The organism is Limnospira sp. PMC 1279.21, assembly GCF_032349615.1.
Taxonomy (GTDB): domain Bacteria; phylum Cyanobacteriota; class Cyanobacteriia; order Cyanobacteriales; family Microcoleaceae; genus Limnospira; species Limnospira fusiformis.
The window spans coordinates 30,920-48,047 of sequence record NZ_JARPLU010000016.1 but is presented as its reverse complement, the minus strand read 5'-3'; the positions used below and the strand labels follow the sequence as shown (position 1 = coordinate 48,047).

The window sequence follows — 17,128 nt, the reverse complement described above, 5'->3', positions numbered from 1 at the left end:
GCGATAAGTAAGAGTGCTTATGACTTGAGCGAGTTTAAAGACTACGTGTTGTATATAGCTCCCAAAGTTGAAGTCACAAAGCAGGGGTTGTAGCCTGTTCCTATTGACAATAGGGTGTTCACATCAGGAGCCGTGTGCTGGGAAACTCGCATGCACGGTTTTGAATTGGAGTTGGGGAAGGTGACTTCCCTTTCGACCATAACAGGATTGGCAAAGAGGAGCTGCGGACAAACGGTCATGGATACGAGTCCATATGGGGTAGCGCCAATTACCCCATATAACCCACGCCAATTGGCGGTATTCCAAGCTGATGAGGCGCACAAAGCGGCAATAAAATCAGGGGGAGATGCTGTAGGGGCGGGTTCCGCAGTCAGCCATAATTCCCACAAGTCAGCTTTAAAAACCCGCCCCCGATTTCCAAAAGATAATTGGAAAAAGGGGACATTTTATCCGACACAGACCCAGGGATTAAGGTTCAAGGCAAGTGAGCCAATTATCGACAAGATGCACTCGCGACACCTTGGTACTAGATAGAGGGCGCTGGTTTATCTGTTACGTCATAGATGCGCCTATGCGCCAACCACTTTACACGCACGCAGAGCATCGCCCTTGACCCAGGGGTAAGGACATTTATAACTGGGTTTTACGGGCAAGAAATTTGGGAAATTGGCAAGTCGGACCTATGACGTATTTATCGACTGGCTACCCACCTCGATAGGTTAATGTCTCGAATCGGTCTATCCAAGGGACGCCAATTGAAGTGGCTACGGCACTGTCTGCGAAAAGCTGCACAAAAGATTCGGGTGAAAATTCGTGACCTGGTTTCGGAGCTGCACAAGAAAGCAGCTAACTATCTATGCAGCAAGTACAAAGTCATATTTTTGCCTACATTTGAGGTCAAAAATATGGTCAAACGAGGCAAGCGACGGCTGTCAACTAAGACAGCACGGAAAATGGTTACATGGTCTCATTACCGTTTTAAGCAAACATTGAAGCATCAAGCGGCTAAATATGGCTGTGTGTAGGGGCGGGTTCTGCGATCAGCCCCCACTAAGAAGAATCAGCTTTGTAAACCCGCCCCCGGATGTGACGGAAGAGTACACCAGTAAAACCTGCTCCAAGTGTGGCCACATTCACACAAAGCTAAGAGGCAACAAACAATTTGTTTGTCCCGACTGCAGTCACGCTATTGGGCGTGATGTCAATGGCGCTTTCAACATTTTGCCCTTGGCTTTGAGAGATACCTCCGCCAATGGCGCGATAACTTCATTCCAGATTGTGCCATACTCAGAAACTTCCAGCAATTGCTAGATTTTTCCGGGTTAAATGTATCTGTTTCAAGATAGTTGATATGATAAAACTTGTCCTACGGTGGCAGCTTCTGACTAACTTCGGAACTTTAATTTAATGTTTAACATCGAAAACCTGCGAGTAGCTTATCCCAGTCAGAATAAATCACCCTCTTGGGTCGTAGATGATGTTTCCCTAACCCTCAAACCGGGGGAACGTCTGGGACTTGTCGGTGAGTCTGGCTGTGGTAAGTCTACTTTGGGACGCGCTGCTATGCGTCTACTTCCAGAGTCTAGTCTTATTCAAGGTCGAGTCACATTTGGCGGAAAATCGGTTTTTGACCTTAACGAGAAGGAATTGCGACAGTTTCGGGGGGAGGCGATCGCCTTAGTGTTTCAAGACCCCATGACCCGCCTTGATCCACTGATGACTATTGGGGAACATTGCATTGAAACCCTAAAAGCTCATGAGCCACAATTGTCCAGGTCTCAGGCGAAAGAAAGGGCGATCGCTACTTTAGCAGCCGTCCAAATTCAACCGGAACGCTGGTCTCAATACCCTCACGAGTTTAGTGGTGGAATGCGTCAACGGGTGGCGATCGCATTAGCCCTATTGTTAAACCCAAAGTTAATTGTAGCTGATGAACCTACCACCAGTTTAGATGTGACAGTATCAGCGCAAATTTTGCAGGAACTCACCCGGCTATGTCGTGAACGCGGAACTGCTATCCTATTAATTTCCCATGATTTAGCCATGGTGGGAGAGTATTGCGATCGCATTGCGGTTATGTATCAAGGTAAAATTGTCGAACTCGGAGATAGCCGCACCGTTCTACAATACCCCCAACATCAATATACGCGATCGCTCCTAGAATCTGCTCTCCACGTTCATGGAACTTCCCAACAGCCACCAGAACCCAATACTCCCCAAGAACAGACACAGACTAACCCACCACCACCACTTCTCCAAATTGAAAATCTCCAACAGCATTATAGTTTAGAATCCGGCATAATTCAGCAAATATTCACCAAACAAAAGCAATTAATCAAAGCCGTTGATGGCGTGAGTTTCGAGTTATCTCCTGGTGAAATTTTCGGGTTGGTAGGAGAGTCTGGCTGCGGTAAAAGTACCCTTTCCCGCACCATTTTACAGTTAGTTCGCGCCACCGCTGGTACAGTGAAATTTGAGGGTCAAGATTTAACGGCTATGTCAGTGCGACAAGTGCGCTCACAGCGTCGCGATATCCAAATGATATTTCAAGATCCTAACGCTTGTTTAAATCCCATGATGACCATTGGTCGAGCTATTGCTGACCCCCTATTAATTCATAAAATGGCAAAACTACCCCAGGCGAAACGTTGGGTATTAGAAATGCTCGATCGCGTGGGTTTGACTCCGGTAGAGGACTATTATAACCGCTATCCCAAACAACTCTCAGGAGGACAACAGCAACGGGTAGCCATTGCTCGTGCTTTAATTACTCGCCCTAAATTGGTAATCTGTGATGAGCCTGTTAGTATGCTTGATGCTAGTGTTCAGGCTCAAGTATTACAGTTAATGTTAGACCTCAAGCGAGACTTTAATCTTACCTATTTATTTATTACCCACGATTTATGGGTGGCTAGATTTTTGTGCGATCGCATTGCGGTTATGAACGCTGGTAAAATTGTGGAAATAGGAAACACTGAGCAGATTTTTAAACATCCTCAGCATCCCTACACCCAAACCCTTCTCAGCGCCGCCCCTTTGCTCACCAAAATGGTAATTTAGCTACAATACTAAACATCTACTTGACTATCTTTTCCGCTGCGTCTAACTCTTCCGAAATTAGCTTTAATGCTGTCATGGGGTTATTCGCTTCAGTAATAGGTCGTCCAATTACTAAATAATTAGCACCCGCTTTCAATGCTTCCGAAGGAGTGAGCGATCGCTTTTGATCACCTTTAGATGCCCAACTCGGACGCACCCCAGGACACACCAACAGAAAATCATCCCCGCAAGTCCGCCGTAGTTGTGCCACTTCCTGCGGCGAACACACCGCCCCCGCTAAACCGCACTCTTGCCCTAATAATGCCATCTGTAAGGCATACTCTGGCAGTTCCAGGGGAATTTTGAGGTCAAAGGCTAATTCCCTGGCGTTAAGGCTCGTTAACAGGCTAATGGCGATTAATTTAGGTACGGGTACACCCGCCTCATTCGCTCCCATTTCCGCCGCCGACTGAGCAGCTTTTAGGGCGACTTTTCCAGCGGTGGCGTGAATAGTAATTAAGTCTACACCATAGCGAGCGGCGGCGCGACAGGCTCCGGCTACGGTATTGGGTATATCATGGAATTTCAGATCCAAAAATATCCGCTTATTGCGCTGTTTTAGTTGTTTTAAAATTTGCGGACCACAACTGACAAACAGTTCTAAACCCACTTTCCAAAATGTGACTTGTGGCAGGGTTTCAATCAATGCGATCGCATCAGCTTGACTGGAAACATCTAGGGGAACAATAACTTTATCTATGGTCATGGTTGGTATATTTTCCAATTTTTACAGTCAATATAAGCCGGGTAAAACCGGAAATTTATTGATGATAAATTATCCCGATTACACCCCAAGTTAATCAATGATAGGCAACCCATTTACACTAGCCGGATAAATTTCTTTTTCCCAACTTGTAAAACTCGCCCTTTCAGTTCTTCAGCAGAAGCCACAACTAAATTAGGATCCTCAATGCGATCGCCATCTATTTTCACAGCACCTCCCGCAATTTGTCGCCTCGCCTCGCTGCCACTTTTACACAGTCCACTAGCCGAAAGAATATAGAATAACTTAGCCGGAAACTCCACCTCTGACAGAGAAAATTCCGGTACAGCCTCAGCCCTAGTTGCATCTCCTTGCACCAAATTTACAGCCGCTTTTTGCGCCGCCAAAGCCGCCGCTTCTCCGTGGTATTGAGTGACTATATCCAAGGCGAGTAACTTTTGGCGATCGCGAGGATTTTCCGGCAATTCTGCCAATGGGTAATCAGTGAGCAACTCAAAATATTGTGCAATCAAACCATCAGGAACCTTCTCCAATTTGGAGTACATAGTCAAAGGGTCTTCCGACAGTCCCACATAATTACCCAGGGACTTAGACATTTTCTGCACCCCATCAGTACCAATCAAAATAGGCATTAGTAAACCGAACTGTGGTGTTTGTCCAAAATAGCGCTGTAAATCTCTTCCCACAGCCAGATTAAACTTTTGATCCGTTCCTCCCAACTCCACATCAGCCTCAACTGCCACCGAATCATAACCCTGCATTAACGGATAGAGAAACTCATGCAAATATATTGGATTTTCCTGTTCAAACCTCAGCGAAAACCCTTCCTTAGCCAACATTTGTCCCACCGTCATCCGCGACAGCAAATCCAAAGTTTTAGCCAGATCCAACTTAGATAACCATTCCGAGTTACGACGAATTTCCAAACGTCCCGGGGTATCAAAATCTAAAATCGGGCGCAGTTGTTCGAGATAAGTTTGGGCATTTTGTTCTACTTGCTCAGGAGTTAGCTGACGACGAACCTCCGATTTGCCAGTAGGATCACCAATGCGGGCAGTAAAATCGCCAATAATGAGAACCGCCGTATGTCCTGCGTCCTGGAAAGCCCGCAACTTCCGAAAAATGATACTATGTCCTAGGTGAATATCCGAGCCAGTCGGGTCGATACCTAACTTAATCCTAAGAGGGCGGGTACTGAGAGCCAACCGCTGACCCAAATTTTCCTCTGGGTTTTCAGAATTAGGCAATTCCGGGAAAATATCAGTAACCCCCCGGCGCAGTCTCGGAAAATTTTGTAAAGAAACTCCCGCAGAAGTCTCTAGGGCTGGTTGACTCACAATCATAAAAAATCGAAACTTGAGCAAATGTTAGGTTAGGATACCTCAGATCATCCTATCATTTCCCTGTGCCGTTCAAACAAAAATCAACAATCATGTTAGGGGCAGGTTCTACTGTCAATTCTCGATTCCCAGGGATTCCCAGGGGCGATCGCACCGACGAGCCATAACCCCACCAGAAAATCAATTTCCCTCTGTTCTCAACTGCAACTGCGGTTAACCCTGTGCCACAATTAGCAACAGATATCAGCTAAGGGACACTCACCTCATGGCTCATTCAACTCAGTCACCATCTCCCGAAAATCTCCCCCCCAAGCCCACAGTTCCGGTGCGCGCGAGACAACGACAATCGACCAATGTTTCCCCCAGTAACTCCATTAAAGATATGGTTAAGGATGCCTTTGTTAAAAAAGCCTCCGATATTCATATTCGAGTCGGACATACTACCCGATATAGGATACAGGGGGAAATGGTTAGAATTAAAGACCAAGTAAAAGTCACCCCAGAAATATTTGAGCAGTATCTCAGTGAGATTCTCGCCCCACACCAAAGGCAACAATTTGCCGAAATGAAAGAACTCGACACCGCCATTTTTTATCCTGGTATAGTCCGATGTCGGGTTAATTGCTTTGAATCTCTGACCGGGGGAGCCATGGTGCTGCGACTAATTAACTTAAAAATTCCTAGTATCGATGAATTGAGATTACCAGAAGTTCTCAAAAACATTATTAGCTATCCCCATGGGTTAATTTTAGTCACAGGTCCAACGGGTTCAGGTAAATCTACCACCCTCGCTGCCATGTTACGTTATCTCAATGAAAACGCTCGCAAGCACATTGTCACCATTGAAGACCCCATTGAATTTGTCCATGCTTCCCGACAATGCTTAATCTCTCAAAGGGAAGTCGGATTACATACCCTAGAATTTCATCATGCCCTCCGTGCCGTTTTGCGGGAAGACCCAGATGTTATTCTAATTGGGGAAATGCGCGATCGCACCACAGTTAATACTGCCCTCCAAGCATCCCAAACCGGGCACCTAGTCTTGGGAACCGTCCACACTCACAACGCCATTAACTCAGTCAACCGACTGTTAAACCTCTACAACGTAGACGAACAGGCAGCCGTCAGGATTCAGATCTGTGATTCCCTAGTCGCCGTAATTGCTCAATTATTAATCCCCACAGTCGATAACAAAAGGGCTGCAGTTCACGATATCCTAGTTAATACCCCAGCCATGAAAGACTATCTACTCAAAGGCGACGAGGAAAGTGCAACTCACCTCATGGAAAATGACACCTATGAAGGAATGCAACTGATTAACCAGGCGATTTTTGAACAAGTTACCCTAGGACGCATTACCATGGAAGAAGCCGAAAAGTCCTCCCCCGATGCGGCCGATTTAGATCGCCGATTCCGTATGGCTGGGCTTGACTCTTCCGGGGTAGCCCGGGAATTCCGTAAGGGAAAAAGTTTGTTTTAACCATCAAACAGTTTAAGGTAATCTCTGGTAAGACTTCAAGATAACCATAATCTATTGTGATTGCTATATATCCAGGCAGTTTTGACCCAGTTACCTTTGGACATATTGATATAATTGAGCGAGGTTCCCATCTATTTGAATGGGTGATTGTGGCCGTCCTACGCAACCCTAGCAAGACTCCCCTGTTTACAGTCGAACAACGCCTGATTCAAATTCGGCAATCTATCTCCCATTTGGATAATGTCGAGGTTGCCAGTTTTGAGGGTCTCACCGTAGACTATGCCAAACTGAGAAAGGCACAAGTGCTATTGCGCGGCTTGCGAGTCCTGTCTGATTTTGAGATGGAACTGCAAATGGCTCACACTAATAAAACCCTGTCTGATACAATCGAGACAGTTTTCTTGGCAACCTCCAACGAATATAGCTTTTTATCAAGCAGTGTCGTTAAGGAGATCGCCAAGTTTGGCGGTTCAGTCGATCATCTTGTTCCCAACCACGTCGCTATAGATATTAATAGATGTTACGCCAGGAATTAACCCCCAGAATTGAATCTAATCCTAATGGACTTGTCACTAACGGCGAACCGACTCCTACCGCTTCGCCTAGTATAGATATTCAGCGGGAACTTAACCGACTTGAAGAAATGATTCTTGACAGTCCTCGCATTCCCCTGACTCGACGCACTCTTGTGGACGAGGAACAGTTGCTAGATCAACTAGACCTGATCCGCTTAAATCTTCCGAGTGCTTTTCAGGAGGCTGATATTATTGTTCGTCATAAAGATGAAATTCTCCAGGAAGCTGAAGAATATGCAGCCTCTATCCTACAGAATGCTGAACAAAGAGCTACTCAACTTTTTAATGAAACTGGTATTGTCCAACGAGCGACCGAAGAAGCCGATCGCCTTAGACAACAAGTCCAGATAGAGTGTGAAGCCTTACAGCAACAAACTCTCGCCGAGGTTGAACAAATTCGCTATCAGGCTCAACAGGAACTTGATGCTATGCGAAATCGGATCTTAAATGAGTGTAATGAGATCCAAACCGGAGCCGATGAGTATGCTGATCATGTTCTAGCTAAAATTGAGCATGAACTGAGCGACATGGTAAGGATTATCCGCAATGGTCGCGAACAGTTGCAAATTAACGAGTCTCAGCGTCCCCCTCTTTACTAATGAAAAAACTTAAAGAGCTTAATTTAATCGCAGATTAGTTGAACCAATTAGGGCGATGCGCTACCATACCAAGTATGGTGCGGGACCTTCGGGTATGAAATAGAGCTGAAATGAGCCAAATAACTACCCGGTGAGGACTTAAACCCCTTGGTTGATTGGGTCGCATCCCTGACCATCCCATAACACAGCCTAATTTTTGGGCTCATCTTCGAGACTTCCAACATGGCTAGCTAGGTGAAGGGAAAAATCAGGTCTAAGACTACCAAGCTAAACAGTGCTTTGGGATCATCTTTCTAAAAGCTTTGCGGGATACCGCCTCCATTACCTTAATAGGTAATGGTGCTATCGTTGCATTATCCGGAGCCGGAAAAATGTCGCGTAAATGTATCAGGCAACAAATCACACGAAAATAGCCCCTGACCCTAGAGACAAGTTATACCTTGGATAAGGCCCCACTTGTCTCTACACTCTTTTTTCCGCTTCCCTACTCCTCCCCTCATTTGCTGCTTTTTTGAAACAGAGACAGTTGAGAATGTGGCATAAACTATTCTACCAAAATCTGAACATCAAGACAAACTGAACCTATCTGACATAGGCTTTCAATCGATGATTTCAGAAAAGTTTCGTCGCCAATTGCGACAGGAAGCTCGACTATGGAAAGCAGAAGGCTTGGTTAATGATGAACTTTATCAACAATTAGCCGATCGCTATCAGTTTAATAGCCTCGAAACCGCCGCCAGCAATCGCTTTGTCATGATTCTCATGGTAGGTGGTGGCATCCTCTTGGGATTGGGTGTGATTACCTTTGTGGCAGCTAACTGGCAACAATGGCCCCGATATATGCGGGTTTTGCTACTCCTATCCGTCCTCATTGGATTTAATACAGGTGGGTTTTACCTGTGGCAACATCCTACATCAGAATCTAAACAACGCCTCGGACAGGGACTGCTAATGGCTGGCGCATTGTCTTTGGGAGCAAATATAGCACTGCTGGCCCAGATGTTTCATATAGGCGGTTCCCCATACGGATTATATGTCGTTTGGGGGCTAGGTGTCCTGATTATGGCTTATAGCTTAAAATTGCGCTCTCTATCGGTTTTAGCCATAATTCTGTTGGGCTTAGGATACTTTCAGGGCATCAATATAGCCCTATCAGCCAGGGATTTATCTGCTATTGATATTTTGCTCCAATATATGCCGATCGCATCTGCTATTTTATTTATACCCCTAGCCTATTGGTGTCAATCCCGTGTGGTTTTTATCATGGCGCTGTTGGCGATCGCTATCCCATTATTAGTCATTATGGGAAGATTGATTTCCTTCCAGCCCATAAGCGGAATTGAGGTTGTGATCAGCTTAATTTTAATCCCCACTTGGTTATGGTCCTATCGAGATAGTCAATGGCCCTATGTCCATGGTCAGCCTTTTCAAGCGATCGCTCACCGTTTAGCCATTTTGTACTTAGGATTTTTATGCTTCCTCTTTTCATTTTTTCAGGTTTGGAAAAACTTGGACTTCTGGACTTATCGCTCTAACCCAGAAAATCCCAATGTAATGCTAATTAATATCCTGGCTTTTGTGGTCATATCCCTCTGGCAATGGTTCCAGATAATTAAGCCTCATGGTAGCCAAAGATATTGGGGTGTAGATGCCTATACCACCGCTATTAGTGCCTTGATTATCATCACTGGTATAGTCACTTTTTGGCATATCTCAATAGCGGAAATTCCCACCACCGCCACTTTAATTTTCAATGTGCAAATGTTTCTGTTGGGCGCATTCACCGTTCGCTTAGGACTCTTAAAAGGCAATCGGAGTGCTTTTTGGTACGGTATGGTGCTATTAGTCCTCCAAATTATCAGCCGAATGTTTGAATACGAAACCGAACTACTCCTGAAAGCCTTAGTTTTAGTCCTGTGTGGAATTGCTGTAATTATCGCCGGTTTATGGTTTGAAAAAAACTTGTCTCGTCCGACTCTCCCTAATTCCAAGTCCTAATTCATAATTTCATCTTTCATGGTGAGGTAACAGTATGGTTAACACTAACAAAATCCCATCCGCAAAACCCTCAGTTATCCTTCCGGGTTCAGTAAATAGCCGTCAACGTCGCTTACCCAATTGGCGACTTCTGGCTCCCCTATTGTGTCAGGTAGCATTGGTAATATCAATTCCGGCTCAGGCTTTTTACACATATATTACTGGAACAACTGTTGTATTACAAACAGCCCCCGTTGACCCCTATGATTTCTTGCGGGGTTATTATCAAATTCTCAGTTATGAAATTTCTCAACCTAGTACCCTCAGAAATCTTCCCGGTTCCGGTACCATGTCACACAGAAATTCTATCCGAGATGGTGATACAGTTTATGTGATCCTAGAAAAACCCCAAGAACAACCAGAAGGCGATCGCCCCCTTCCTTGGCAACCCGTAGCAGTTAGCAACCAGCGTCCTGATAATTTACCAGAAAATCAGATCGCCATTCGAGGTACAGGTGATGGCTGGGGTCTAAAATACGGTCTGGAAACCTACTATATGCCGGAAAATAAGCGCTTAGAGGTTAACGAGAACATTAGCCGCGCTCAAAGTCGCGATCCTGAGTCTTTTGTGGTTGAAGTCAAAGTGGACTCCCAGGGGAATGCAATTCCACTACGTTTGTGGGTAAGCGATCGCAGCTATCAGTTTTAACCCGGGTGAATAGTGCCATCTGGTAAAATTGCCCCAGCCAAATTAGCCCCGGTTAGTTTCACCATTAAGCGATCGCTATATCCCACTTTCGCCCCGATTAAATTAGCCCCCCGCAAATCTGCACCACTTAAATCCGCACCAATTAGGTTAGCCTCCTGAAGGTTAGCGTAACTGAGATTAGCCTGCAAAAAATTAGCCCGGAATAAATTAGCCCGATGTAAACAAGCCCCACTCAAGTTAACTCTATGTAAAAAACAATCCGTCATATCAGCATAACTCAGATCTGCCCCACTCAAATTCCGTCCCGACAAATCTCTTTCCTTCAGGTTCGCCCCCCGAAAATCAGCGTTAGTCAAATCAGAATAGGATGGACGCTGATAAGCTGGTGGTGACTGATACTCCTGTTTGGGGGGACGGTGGGGTGGAGTGGCCGCGCGGTAAGTATAATATGAGTTGGTGTTGTGGCTGGTCTGGGTCTGACGTTTAGCCCCAGCATACTCAGGTCTGGGGGTCGGTTTCGATGGTTTCGTTTTATTAGACCTCAACAGCGATCGCAACTTATCGCGCGCCTGGTTAATTTCCTTGAGTTTATCTTCTGCTAACTGTCGCAGCCGTTGGTTATCTTCTGGAATGCGATCGGGATGCCAGATAAATGCTAAATCTTTATAAGCCCTATCTACAACCTCCAGGGATGCACCGGGTTGCAATTCAAGGACCCTATAACAGTGGTTCAACTCACTTGGTGTCATGGTCAAGGTTTACCCCCCCTAGAAGGTTGTCCCCTGGAAATGGGCGATCGCCATTTCCGGCTTAAATTATTCTAGCTCATGCGATCGCCTAACAGATATTGAGGAAAGTTGAAGGTTTTTTAGTCCCCAAACGGAAATAACCCATTTATTCTGGCGATTGGGATGAAGCCTGTTTTTTGGCTTGCAGATTCCTAAACCATCGCGATCGCTTCATATTTTGAAACACCATTGTTAACCCCGTGATCAGCATCCACAGTAAACCTAAGCCATTTAATAGCACATACACAGGTTCTAAGGTTTGCCCTAAATATTCCCCTTCATGAATCACCATTAAAAAATGTACCTGGTCTCTTGATAAACCAAACCAACTTTTCCCCAATCGGTAAGCTACCCCCGTAAATACCGTCACAAATAGTGGTAGCATCACAATCGGAGCCATCGTGCTATGCAGTTTCCTAAAGTTCCCCAGATTCACAATATTGATGACCCACTCCCTATTAATAATCTATACTAAGCCCCATTCGGCATTATTTACCCACAGATACGCACCTTACAGCCTGTTCAGAAATCATCTGATCACCTCTCAAAGTCCCTCTCCCTCTCTGGGAGCCATATTTAGGGTGAGGGCAATGTATTAAGCGACTGGTGAACAAGCTGTAATGTTACCACAATATTTCTATATCACACTCATATACATATAATATCGATTTTGTCAATACCCTGTTGGTCCTTTCTTGAAAGGCCTGTAATAATTAACTTTTCAGAGTTCCCATGAATATGTCAAACTGTTGTGGTCTAAGATTTGATCAAAAGAACTATGCCCACTCTCGGTGTAAATATTGACCACATTGCCACAATTAGACAAGCCCGGCGGACAGTGGAACCGGATCCAGTAGCAGCGGCGGCGATCGCAGAACTAGCGGGAGCAGACGGGATTACAGTACATTTGCGCGAAGATCGCCGTCATATCCAAGATAGAGATGTGCGACTGTTACGGGAAACCGTGAGAACTCACCTAAACCTGGAAATGGCCGCCACAGATGAAATGGTAGCGATCGCCCTAGATATTAAACCCGACTACATAACCTTAGTACCCGAACGCCGGGAAGAAGTCACCACCGAAGGAGGATTAGATATCCTGGGTCAACTACAGCGGATGTCAGAAGTAGTCAGCACCCTGCAAAATGCAGGAATCCCCGTAAGTTTATTTATCGATCCTAACCCCGCCCAAATCGAAGCCTCAGCCACAGTTAAAGCCCAATTCATCGAACTACATACAGGTTGTTACTGCGAAGCCAAGGGAGTCCAACAGCAAAAGGAACTCGAGATTTTAGCCCAAGGATGTAAATTAGCCCTAGAAGCCGGACTGCGAGTTAATGCGGGTCACGGCTTGACTTATTGGAATGTGCAACCTGTAGCCCGCTTAGAAGGTATGGAAGAACTCAACATTGGTCATACAATAATAAGTCGGGCAGTTCTTGTCGGTTTAGATAAAGCCGTGCGGGAAATGAAACAGGCTATCCTGGGTTAACGGGAAAGTTACAGTCAGCCCAGTTGTTCTTTAGTTAATTGTAGGTGACAAACAAATGGCAACTTATTATTATCTCCTAGCTAGTAAAGACTTTGTGATCGAGGAACCTATTGAGGAAGTGCTCAAGGAACGTCGGCGCAATTATCAAGAACAGGAGAAAGAGATCGATTTTTGGTTAGTAATTGAGCCAGGATTTTTGGAAGCGCCCGAAATGGCCGAAGTGAAAGCTAAATGTCCTAAACCAGCGGCGGCGTTGGTTTCTACTAACCCTCAGTTTATTACTTGGCTGAAATTGCGACTTGAGCACGTGATTACCGGACAATTTGAAGCGCCTTCAGCTACTATCCCTGATGCGATCGCGTCTCTGGCTACTGCTGGCTAAAAATCCTGATTACCTGTGGTCGCTCAATATACTACTATTTCAGGCTATAGGGGCGGGTTCTCAGATCATGTGGTTGAAATCAGGATTGTCTAAAGAAACCGCCCCTACGCTCAGAAAATCTCAATTCGGGTACAATAGCTGCAAAATCGATCGCAAAAGTTGTTATAGCTATGGTTAAACTTAGGTTGAGGCGATGGTTAACTAGGATTAGTTCTGTAGGGGTGGTTCTGCTTACCATAGGTTTCAGTGCTAAACCCAGCTTTGGTCAAGCCTCCTGTGTTCCCCCTCGACCCGGTGAGTATTTGCTGTTAATCACCAGCAACACCCCCGAGACACAAGCACTAGCGCGTCAAGTCCTACCTAGCAACATAGAAAGCCAGGTGTGTCGCTATCTCAATGATATTGTCACCAGAGTTGGCGGTTTTGATGACGTCCTAATTGCCGAAGACTGGGCGGCTTATTTCAAGGAAACAGCCGGTTTATCCACCCATGTGGTTAAATCTGATGCAGCAGTAACTCCTAGACCCGAACCACGTCCCCCTGTCGGTCCTTCTGGTCCTAGCAGTGATTTGGGTGGTCAACCCCTAGGCATGGGTTATGCGATCATGGTAGACTATTTCAACCAGCCAGAAATTGCGGCTAGACTTGAGGCAACTATGGGGAGAAGAATTCCCATAGTTTCCTATAATCGGCGCTTCTATTTACTGGTAGAACATACCGCCGAGCCGAATAGTGCCATGGAAGTTTTCCGCCGTCTCAATGATCAGGGATTTTGGTCGCTCATGGTTGATAGCAGTCGGGTGAAAATTGAGCGACCTAACCTAGCTACTGGCGATTAAATTCCGAATATCGTAGCTAATAGGTAAGTTCTGCTAAAGCTGCGATCGCTATTCCCAAACTCAAGCCCACAATCACCTGAAAGGGGGTATGTCCGAGTAATTCCTTGAGGCGGTCCTCATTAAATTGGGGATGCTCTTGGAATAACTCGTCCATAATCTGATTAAGAATGCGAGCCTGTTTCCCTGCTGCTTGTCGGACACCCGCCGCATCATACATAACAATAATAGCAAATACCACAGCGATCGCAAACTCCGGGCTACCCCACCCGATCACCTGACCAACACTGGCGGCTAAAGCACCCACAAAGGCTGAGTGAGAACTAGGCATTCCCCCAGTAGTCACCAGAACCCGCAGATTAATTTTTCCATGCTGTATCAATTCGATCGCCAGTTTAGACGCTTGGGCGAACAGACAAGCAAACAGTGCCACTAACAGCACCCGGTTGTCCAATATGTGACCAAATTCTTGCATGGGGTTGAACACCTCGCTTTAAAAGTTAGTGACTGCGATAGGTAATAAAATCAGCGATCGCCGCCAGAGCGCAACCACCGTTTCCAAAAGCCTGTAATTCAGCCTTAGCCTCCTCCACCAGTTGTTGAGCTTTCGCCCGTGACTTTTCCAAGCCCCATAAACTAGGATAGGTAGCCTTTTGAGCTTCCAGATCCTTGCCTGCGGTTTTACCCAACTCCGACGAGGGTACGGTAATATCGAGAATATCATCGACAATTTGAAACGCCAAGCCAATATTTTTAGCATAGCGAGAGAGTCTCTCCAGGTCAGTTTCATTAGCACCCGCCAAAATCGCACCACAGACCACACAGGCTTCTAATAAAGCCCCAGTTTTGTGGGTATGGATAAAAGTTAGAGTTTCCTCAGATATATCTGATAAACCCTCCGATGCTAAATCTACCACCTGACCGCCCACCAATCCAGTCGCCCCCACCGCACGACCCAGGCGACCGATTACCTGTAGGACTCTTTCCGGGGGTACACCTTGAGTTTGGGTAGCCACGAACTCAAAAGCATAACTTAGCAATCCATCTCCCGCTAAAATAGCAATATCCTCGCCATAGACCTTGTGGTTAGTCAATTTCCCACGCCGATAATCATCATTATCCATTGCTGGTAGATCATCGTGAATTAAAGACATCGTATGAATCATCTCTAGGGCGCAGGCTGTCGGCATTGCCATTTCCACTGTACCCCCAAGCAGTTCACAGGTAGCTAAACATAAAATAGGTCGCAGCCGTTTTCCCCCAGCCATGAGGGAATAGCGCATCGACTCATAAATTTTTTCGGGGTAGGTGACAGCAATAGCAGCATCTAGCGCCGCTTCCACTAATTCCTTTTTTTGGCTAAGATAAGTCGATAGGTCAAATGGTCTGTCTGACCCGGATAAATCCATGTTTTCTGTGACTACCATACCGTCGGTGTTGATATCTGTCATAATTAGGGGCAAACCCCACAGCCCAACCAGCCAAAGTCTGATAGCGGTTTATAGGGACAAGTAGGGCAGTAATCGGTGAACATCAGTTTTTATTGTACGGGTCTTTTGACACCATGCGCGATCGCGAATCCCGTTAATCACATCATCGAGTCGATCAGATGCGTTTTTGATAACTTTCCACCGTATTCTGTAACAGCATAGCCACAGTCATCGGACCGATACCACCCGGTACAGGGGTAATATATCCTGCTATGGGTTCAGCCGCCTGGAAGTCTACATCTCCTACTAACCGCGATTTTCCGTTAGCATCTTCTAAGCGGTTAATTCCCACATCAATCACTACCGCCCCCGGTTTGATACAATTCGCTCCCACCATCTCGGGACGACCTACCGCCGCGATCAGAATATCAGCTTCCGATGCGATCGCTTCTAGGTTTTCCGTCCGAGAGTGGGCTACAGTTACTGTACAATTAGCCTCTAGTAACATCAAAGCCATGGGTTTCCCCACTAAGATACTCCGTCCTAGCACTACCGCTCGTTTTCCCGCTAATGGGATTTGATATTCTTCTAATAGACGCATTACCCCCGCTGGAGTACAACTGCGTAACCCCTTTTCCCCTCTTACTAATCCCCCTAAGTTCATGGGGTGCAACCCGTCTGCGTCTTTGTGCGGCGCTATCTCATACAGCAAACTCACAGCGTCTAGGTGTTCTGGTAACGGCAGTTGTACTAGAATACCATCAACCCGATCATCTTCGTTTAAATTGGCGATCGCCTCTTTAAGTTCTTCCTGGCTTGTATCAGCCGGGAAATGTTGACCAAACGATGCTATTCCTACCCGTTCACAGGATTTCTCTTTGTTGCGGACATAAACGGCGCTGGCGGGGTTATCTCCTACCATTAACACTGCTAAACCTGGAGGTCGTCCCCTTTGCGGTTCTAGGGTTTTAATTTTTTCCCTCAATTGCGATTGAATTTTTTGGGCTGTTGTCTTACCGTCTAATAAATTAGCCATCACAATATATCCAACAATTCCAAGCCAGTATATCTTCCCAGAAATTTGTCCCCTTTTTATACAAAATGACTACATTCGCCATTGTCCTACCCCCACGCTTTGCTAACCGCTTCCATATTCTCTTGATTCTACTATCCCTAACACCAGGGATGATTGGCTGTCGCCAAATTATTGAGTCTACCACTCAATTTACTCGCCAAACTACTAAAATTGAGGCGATCGCACAACAGCGCAAAGTTGGGTCTAAAATCTACATAGAGGGGACTGTCGCTAACCTGGCTCCCTTTGTCGGCGCTGGTGCGTATCAGCTTCAAGACTCCACCGCCACTATCTGGGTTTTTACTACCCAACCTCTACCTTCTGTCGGTGAACAAATGTTAATCCGGGGTCAGGTTAATTATGAACAAATTACTGTCGAAGGACTCCCCGGTTTAGATATTGGTGATTTCTATATTCAAGAATTGGAAAGAATCACCGACAATCAATAATCCACCATCAAACTCCCTTATGTTAACTTTTGTAACGAACAGTTAAGAATTGTTACAAAAATCGACCTCATTGGTGAGGGTGTAGCTTTTTTGCCCGGCTCATGATATTATTTTAAATAATGGGAATATACGCATTTTTGAAATTTGTGGATATATTTCCATTATTTAGCAAT

General features: G+C 45.7%; 19 protein-coding genes. 12 read left to right on the top strand and 7 right to left on the bottom strand.

All coding sequences use genetic code 11. From position 1 onward, the window contains the following. The first annotated feature begins 237 nt into the window (after nt 1–237). The 3 genes from P5683_RS04490 (at nt 238) to P5683_RS04480 (ending at nt 3,060) form a co-directional block, all read left to right on the top strand. Nucleotides 238–534 carry a hypothetical protein gene (locus P5683_RS04490; RefSeq protein ID WP_315641882.1) on the top strand — a complete coding sequence of 99 codons (297 nt, stop codon included), beginning with the start codon at nt 238–240 and terminating at the stop codon, nt 532–534. Between the two features lie 477 nt (nt 535–1,011). Beyond that, a complete protein-coding gene (locus tag P5683_RS04485) occupies nt 1,012–1,311 on the top strand; it encodes a zinc ribbon domain-containing protein (RefSeq protein ID WP_215905440.1) in 300 nt (99 codons plus the stop codon). A 96-nt stretch (nt 1,312–1,407) separates the two neighbouring features. Then, nucleotides 1,408–3,060, top strand: a complete 1,653-nt coding sequence (locus tag P5683_RS04480) for an ABC transporter ATP-binding protein (protein ID WP_006626262.1) — start codon at nt 1,408–1,410, stop codon at nt 3,058–3,060. A gap of 16 nt (nt 3,061–3,076) precedes the next feature. On the opposite strand, the gene pyrF is transcribed toward P5683_RS04480, so the two are convergent. Together pyrF and tyrS are read right to left on the bottom strand one after the other, a co-directional pair. Further along, a complete protein-coding gene (gene pyrF / locus P5683_RS04475; RefSeq protein ID WP_006626261.1) occupies nt 3,077–3,805 on the bottom strand; it encodes an orotidine-5'-phosphate decarboxylase in 729 nt (242 codons plus the stop codon). A gap of 113 nt (nt 3,806–3,918) precedes the next feature. Beyond that, nucleotides 3,919–5,166, bottom strand: coding sequence for a tyrosine--tRNA ligase (gene tyrS / locus P5683_RS04470; protein WP_006670075.1), 1,248 nt, complete (start codon nt 5,164–5,166; stop codon nt 3,919–3,921). Nucleotides 5,167–5,428: 262 nt separating this feature from the next. Here tyrS and P5683_RS04465 point away from each other — a divergent pair, with 262 nt between their 5' ends. The 5 genes from P5683_RS04465 (at nt 5,429) to P5683_RS04445 (ending at nt 10,503) form a co-directional block, all read left to right on the top strand. After that, the gene (locus tag P5683_RS04465; RefSeq protein ID WP_008050048.1) at nt 5,429–6,643 is read left to right on the top strand and encodes a type IV pilus twitching motility protein PilT; all 1,215 of its coding nucleotides are present in this window, start codon (nt 5,429–5,431) and stop codon (nt 6,641–6,643) included. Between the two features lie 56 nt (nt 6,644–6,699). After that, nucleotides 6,700–7,179 (top strand): pantetheine-phosphate adenylyltransferase, encoded by a 480-nt coding sequence (coaD, locus tag P5683_RS04460; RefSeq protein WP_006626258.1) that lies wholly within the window; start codon nt 6,700–6,702, stop codon nt 7,177–7,179. Next, nucleotides 7,161–7,817 carry a hypothetical protein gene (locus tag P5683_RS04455; protein WP_006626257.1) on the top strand — a complete coding sequence of 219 codons (657 nt, stop codon included), beginning with the start codon at nt 7,161–7,163 and terminating at the stop codon, nt 7,815–7,817. The genes coaD and P5683_RS04455 overlap by 19 nt, the downstream gene beginning before the upstream one ends. Nucleotides 7,818–8,423: 606 nt before the next feature. Next, on the top strand, nt 8,424–9,815 hold the full coding sequence (locus P5683_RS04450) for a DUF2157 domain-containing protein (protein ID WP_006626256.1): 1,392 nt from the start codon (nt 8,424–8,426) through the stop codon (nt 9,813–9,815). Nucleotides 9,816–9,849: 34 nt separating this feature from the next. Beyond that, nucleotides 9,850–10,503: a GDYXXLXY domain-containing protein gene (locus P5683_RS04445; protein WP_006626255.1), complete on the top strand. Its 654-nt coding sequence runs from the start codon at nt 9,850–9,852 to the stop codon at nt 10,501–10,503. Here P5683_RS04445 and P5683_RS04440 read toward each other — a convergent pair. Both P5683_RS04440 and P5683_RS04435 read right to left on the bottom strand, forming a co-directional pair. Further along, nucleotides 10,500–11,252, bottom strand: a complete 753-nt coding sequence (locus P5683_RS04440; RefSeq protein ID WP_006670071.1) for a pentapeptide repeat-containing protein — start codon at nt 11,250–11,252, stop codon at nt 10,500–10,502. The genes P5683_RS04445 and P5683_RS04440 overlap by 4 nt on opposite strands. Nucleotides 11,253–11,397: 145 nt before the next feature. Further along, nucleotides 11,398–11,691 carry a hypothetical protein gene (locus P5683_RS04435; protein ID WP_006626252.1) on the bottom strand — a complete coding sequence of 98 codons (294 nt, stop codon included), beginning with the start codon at nt 11,689–11,691 and terminating at the stop codon, nt 11,398–11,400. Between the two features lie 378 nt (nt 11,692–12,069). Here P5683_RS04435 and P5683_RS04430 point away from each other — a divergent pair, with 378 nt between their 5' ends. From P5683_RS04430 to P5683_RS04420, 3 genes are all read left to right on the top strand, one after another. Continuing rightward, nucleotides 12,070–12,783: a pyridoxine 5'-phosphate synthase gene (locus P5683_RS04430; RefSeq protein ID WP_006626251.1), complete on the top strand. Its 714-nt coding sequence runs from the start codon at nt 12,070–12,072 to the stop codon at nt 12,781–12,783. Between the two features lie 55 nt (nt 12,784–12,838). Continuing rightward, nucleotides 12,839–13,165 carry an MgPME-cyclase complex family protein gene (locus P5683_RS04425; protein ID WP_006626250.1) on the top strand — a complete coding sequence of 109 codons (327 nt, stop codon included), beginning with the start codon at nt 12,839–12,841 and terminating at the stop codon, nt 13,163–13,165. A gap of 170 nt (nt 13,166–13,335) precedes the next feature. Next, nucleotides 13,336–14,004: a hypothetical protein gene (locus P5683_RS04420; RefSeq protein ID WP_187757987.1), complete on the top strand. Its 669-nt coding sequence runs from the start codon at nt 13,336–13,338 to the stop codon at nt 14,002–14,004. A gap of 16 nt (nt 14,005–14,020) precedes the next feature. On the opposite strand, the gene P5683_RS04415 is transcribed toward P5683_RS04420, so the two are convergent. The 3 genes from P5683_RS04415 to folD all read right to left on the bottom strand — a co-directional run bounded on the left by P5683_RS04415 (nt 14,021) and on the right by folD (nt 16,467). Further along, nucleotides 14,021–14,476 carry a divergent PAP2 family protein gene (locus tag P5683_RS04415; protein ID WP_006619999.1) on the bottom strand — a complete coding sequence of 152 codons (456 nt, stop codon included), beginning with the start codon at nt 14,474–14,476 and terminating at the stop codon, nt 14,021–14,023. A gap of 25 nt (nt 14,477–14,501) precedes the next feature. Next, nucleotides 14,502–15,452, bottom strand: coding sequence for a geranylgeranyl diphosphate synthase CrtE (gene crtE / locus P5683_RS04410; RefSeq protein ID WP_006626248.1), 951 nt, complete (start codon nt 15,450–15,452; stop codon nt 14,502–14,504). Nucleotides 15,453–15,606: 154 nt separating this feature from the next. Then, the gene (gene folD / locus P5683_RS04405; protein ID WP_006626247.1) at nt 15,607–16,467 is read right to left on the bottom strand and encodes a bifunctional methylenetetrahydrofolate dehydrogenase/methenyltetrahydrofolate cyclohydrolase FolD; all 861 of its coding nucleotides are present in this window, start codon (nt 16,465–16,467) and stop codon (nt 15,607–15,609) included. A gap of 65 nt (nt 16,468–16,532) precedes the next feature. Here folD and P5683_RS04400 point away from each other — a divergent pair, with 65 nt between their 5' ends. Further along, entirely contained in the window at nt 16,533–16,955 is a 423-nt protein-coding gene (locus P5683_RS04400; protein WP_006626246.1) for a hypothetical protein, read from the top strand. Nucleotides 16,956–17,128: the final 173 nt, after the last annotated feature.

Excerpts from the sequence above, each read along its gene's own strand:
- P5683_RS04490 (WP_315641882.1), top strand. The coding sequence starts at position 238 with ATGGATACGAGTCCATATGGGGTAGCGCCAATTACCCCATATAACCCA.
- P5683_RS04485 (WP_215905440.1), top strand. The coding sequence starts at position 1,012 with ATGGCTGTGTGTAGGGGCGGGTTCTGCGATCAGCCCCCACTAAGAAGA.
- P5683_RS04480 (WP_006626262.1), top strand. The coding sequence starts at position 1,408 with ATGTTTAACATCGAAAACCTGCGAGTAGCTTATCCCAGTCAGAATAAA.
- pyrF (WP_006626261.1), bottom strand. The coding sequence starts at position 3,805 with ATGACCATAGATAAAGTTATTGTTCCCCTAGATGTTTCCAGTCAAGCT.
- tyrS (WP_006670075.1), bottom strand. The coding sequence starts at position 5,166 with ATGATTGTGAGTCAACCAGCCCTAGAGACTTCTGCGGGAGTTTCTTTA.
- P5683_RS04465 (WP_008050048.1), top strand. The coding sequence starts at position 5,429 with ATGGCTCATTCAACTCAGTCACCATCTCCCGAAAATCTCCCCCCCAAG.
- P5683_RS04455 (WP_006626257.1), top strand. The coding sequence starts at position 7,161 with ATGTTACGCCAGGAATTAACCCCCAGAATTGAATCTAATCCTAATGGA.
- P5683_RS04450 (WP_006626256.1), top strand. The coding sequence starts at position 8,424 with ATGATTTCAGAAAAGTTTCGTCGCCAATTGCGACAGGAAGCTCGACTA.
- P5683_RS04445 (WP_006626255.1), top strand. The coding sequence starts at position 9,850 with ATGGTTAACACTAACAAAATCCCATCCGCAAAACCCTCAGTTATCCTT.
- P5683_RS04440 (WP_006670071.1), bottom strand. The coding sequence starts at position 11,252 with ATGACACCAAGTGAGTTGAACCACTGTTATAGGGTCCTTGAATTGCAA.
- P5683_RS04435 (WP_006626252.1), bottom strand. The coding sequence starts at position 11,691 with ATGGCTCCGATTGTGATGCTACCACTATTTGTGACGGTATTTACGGGG.
- P5683_RS04430 (WP_006626251.1), top strand. The coding sequence starts at position 12,070 with ATGCCCACTCTCGGTGTAAATATTGACCACATTGCCACAATTAGACAA.
- P5683_RS04425 (WP_006626250.1), top strand. The coding sequence starts at position 12,839 with ATGGCAACTTATTATTATCTCCTAGCTAGTAAAGACTTTGTGATCGAG.
- P5683_RS04420 (WP_187757987.1), top strand. The coding sequence starts at position 13,336 with ATGGTTAAACTTAGGTTGAGGCGATGGTTAACTAGGATTAGTTCTGTA.
- P5683_RS04415 (WP_006619999.1), bottom strand. The coding sequence starts at position 14,476 with ATGCAAGAATTTGGTCACATATTGGACAACCGGGTGCTGTTAGTGGCA.
- crtE (WP_006626248.1), bottom strand. The coding sequence starts at position 15,452 with ATGACAGATATCAACACCGACGGTATGGTAGTCACAGAAAACATGGAT.
- folD (WP_006626247.1), bottom strand. The coding sequence starts at position 16,467 with ATGGCTAATTTATTAGACGGTAAGACAACAGCCCAAAAAATTCAATCG.
- P5683_RS04400 (WP_006626246.1), top strand. The coding sequence starts at position 16,533 with ATGACTACATTCGCCATTGTCCTACCCCCACGCTTTGCTAACCGCTTC.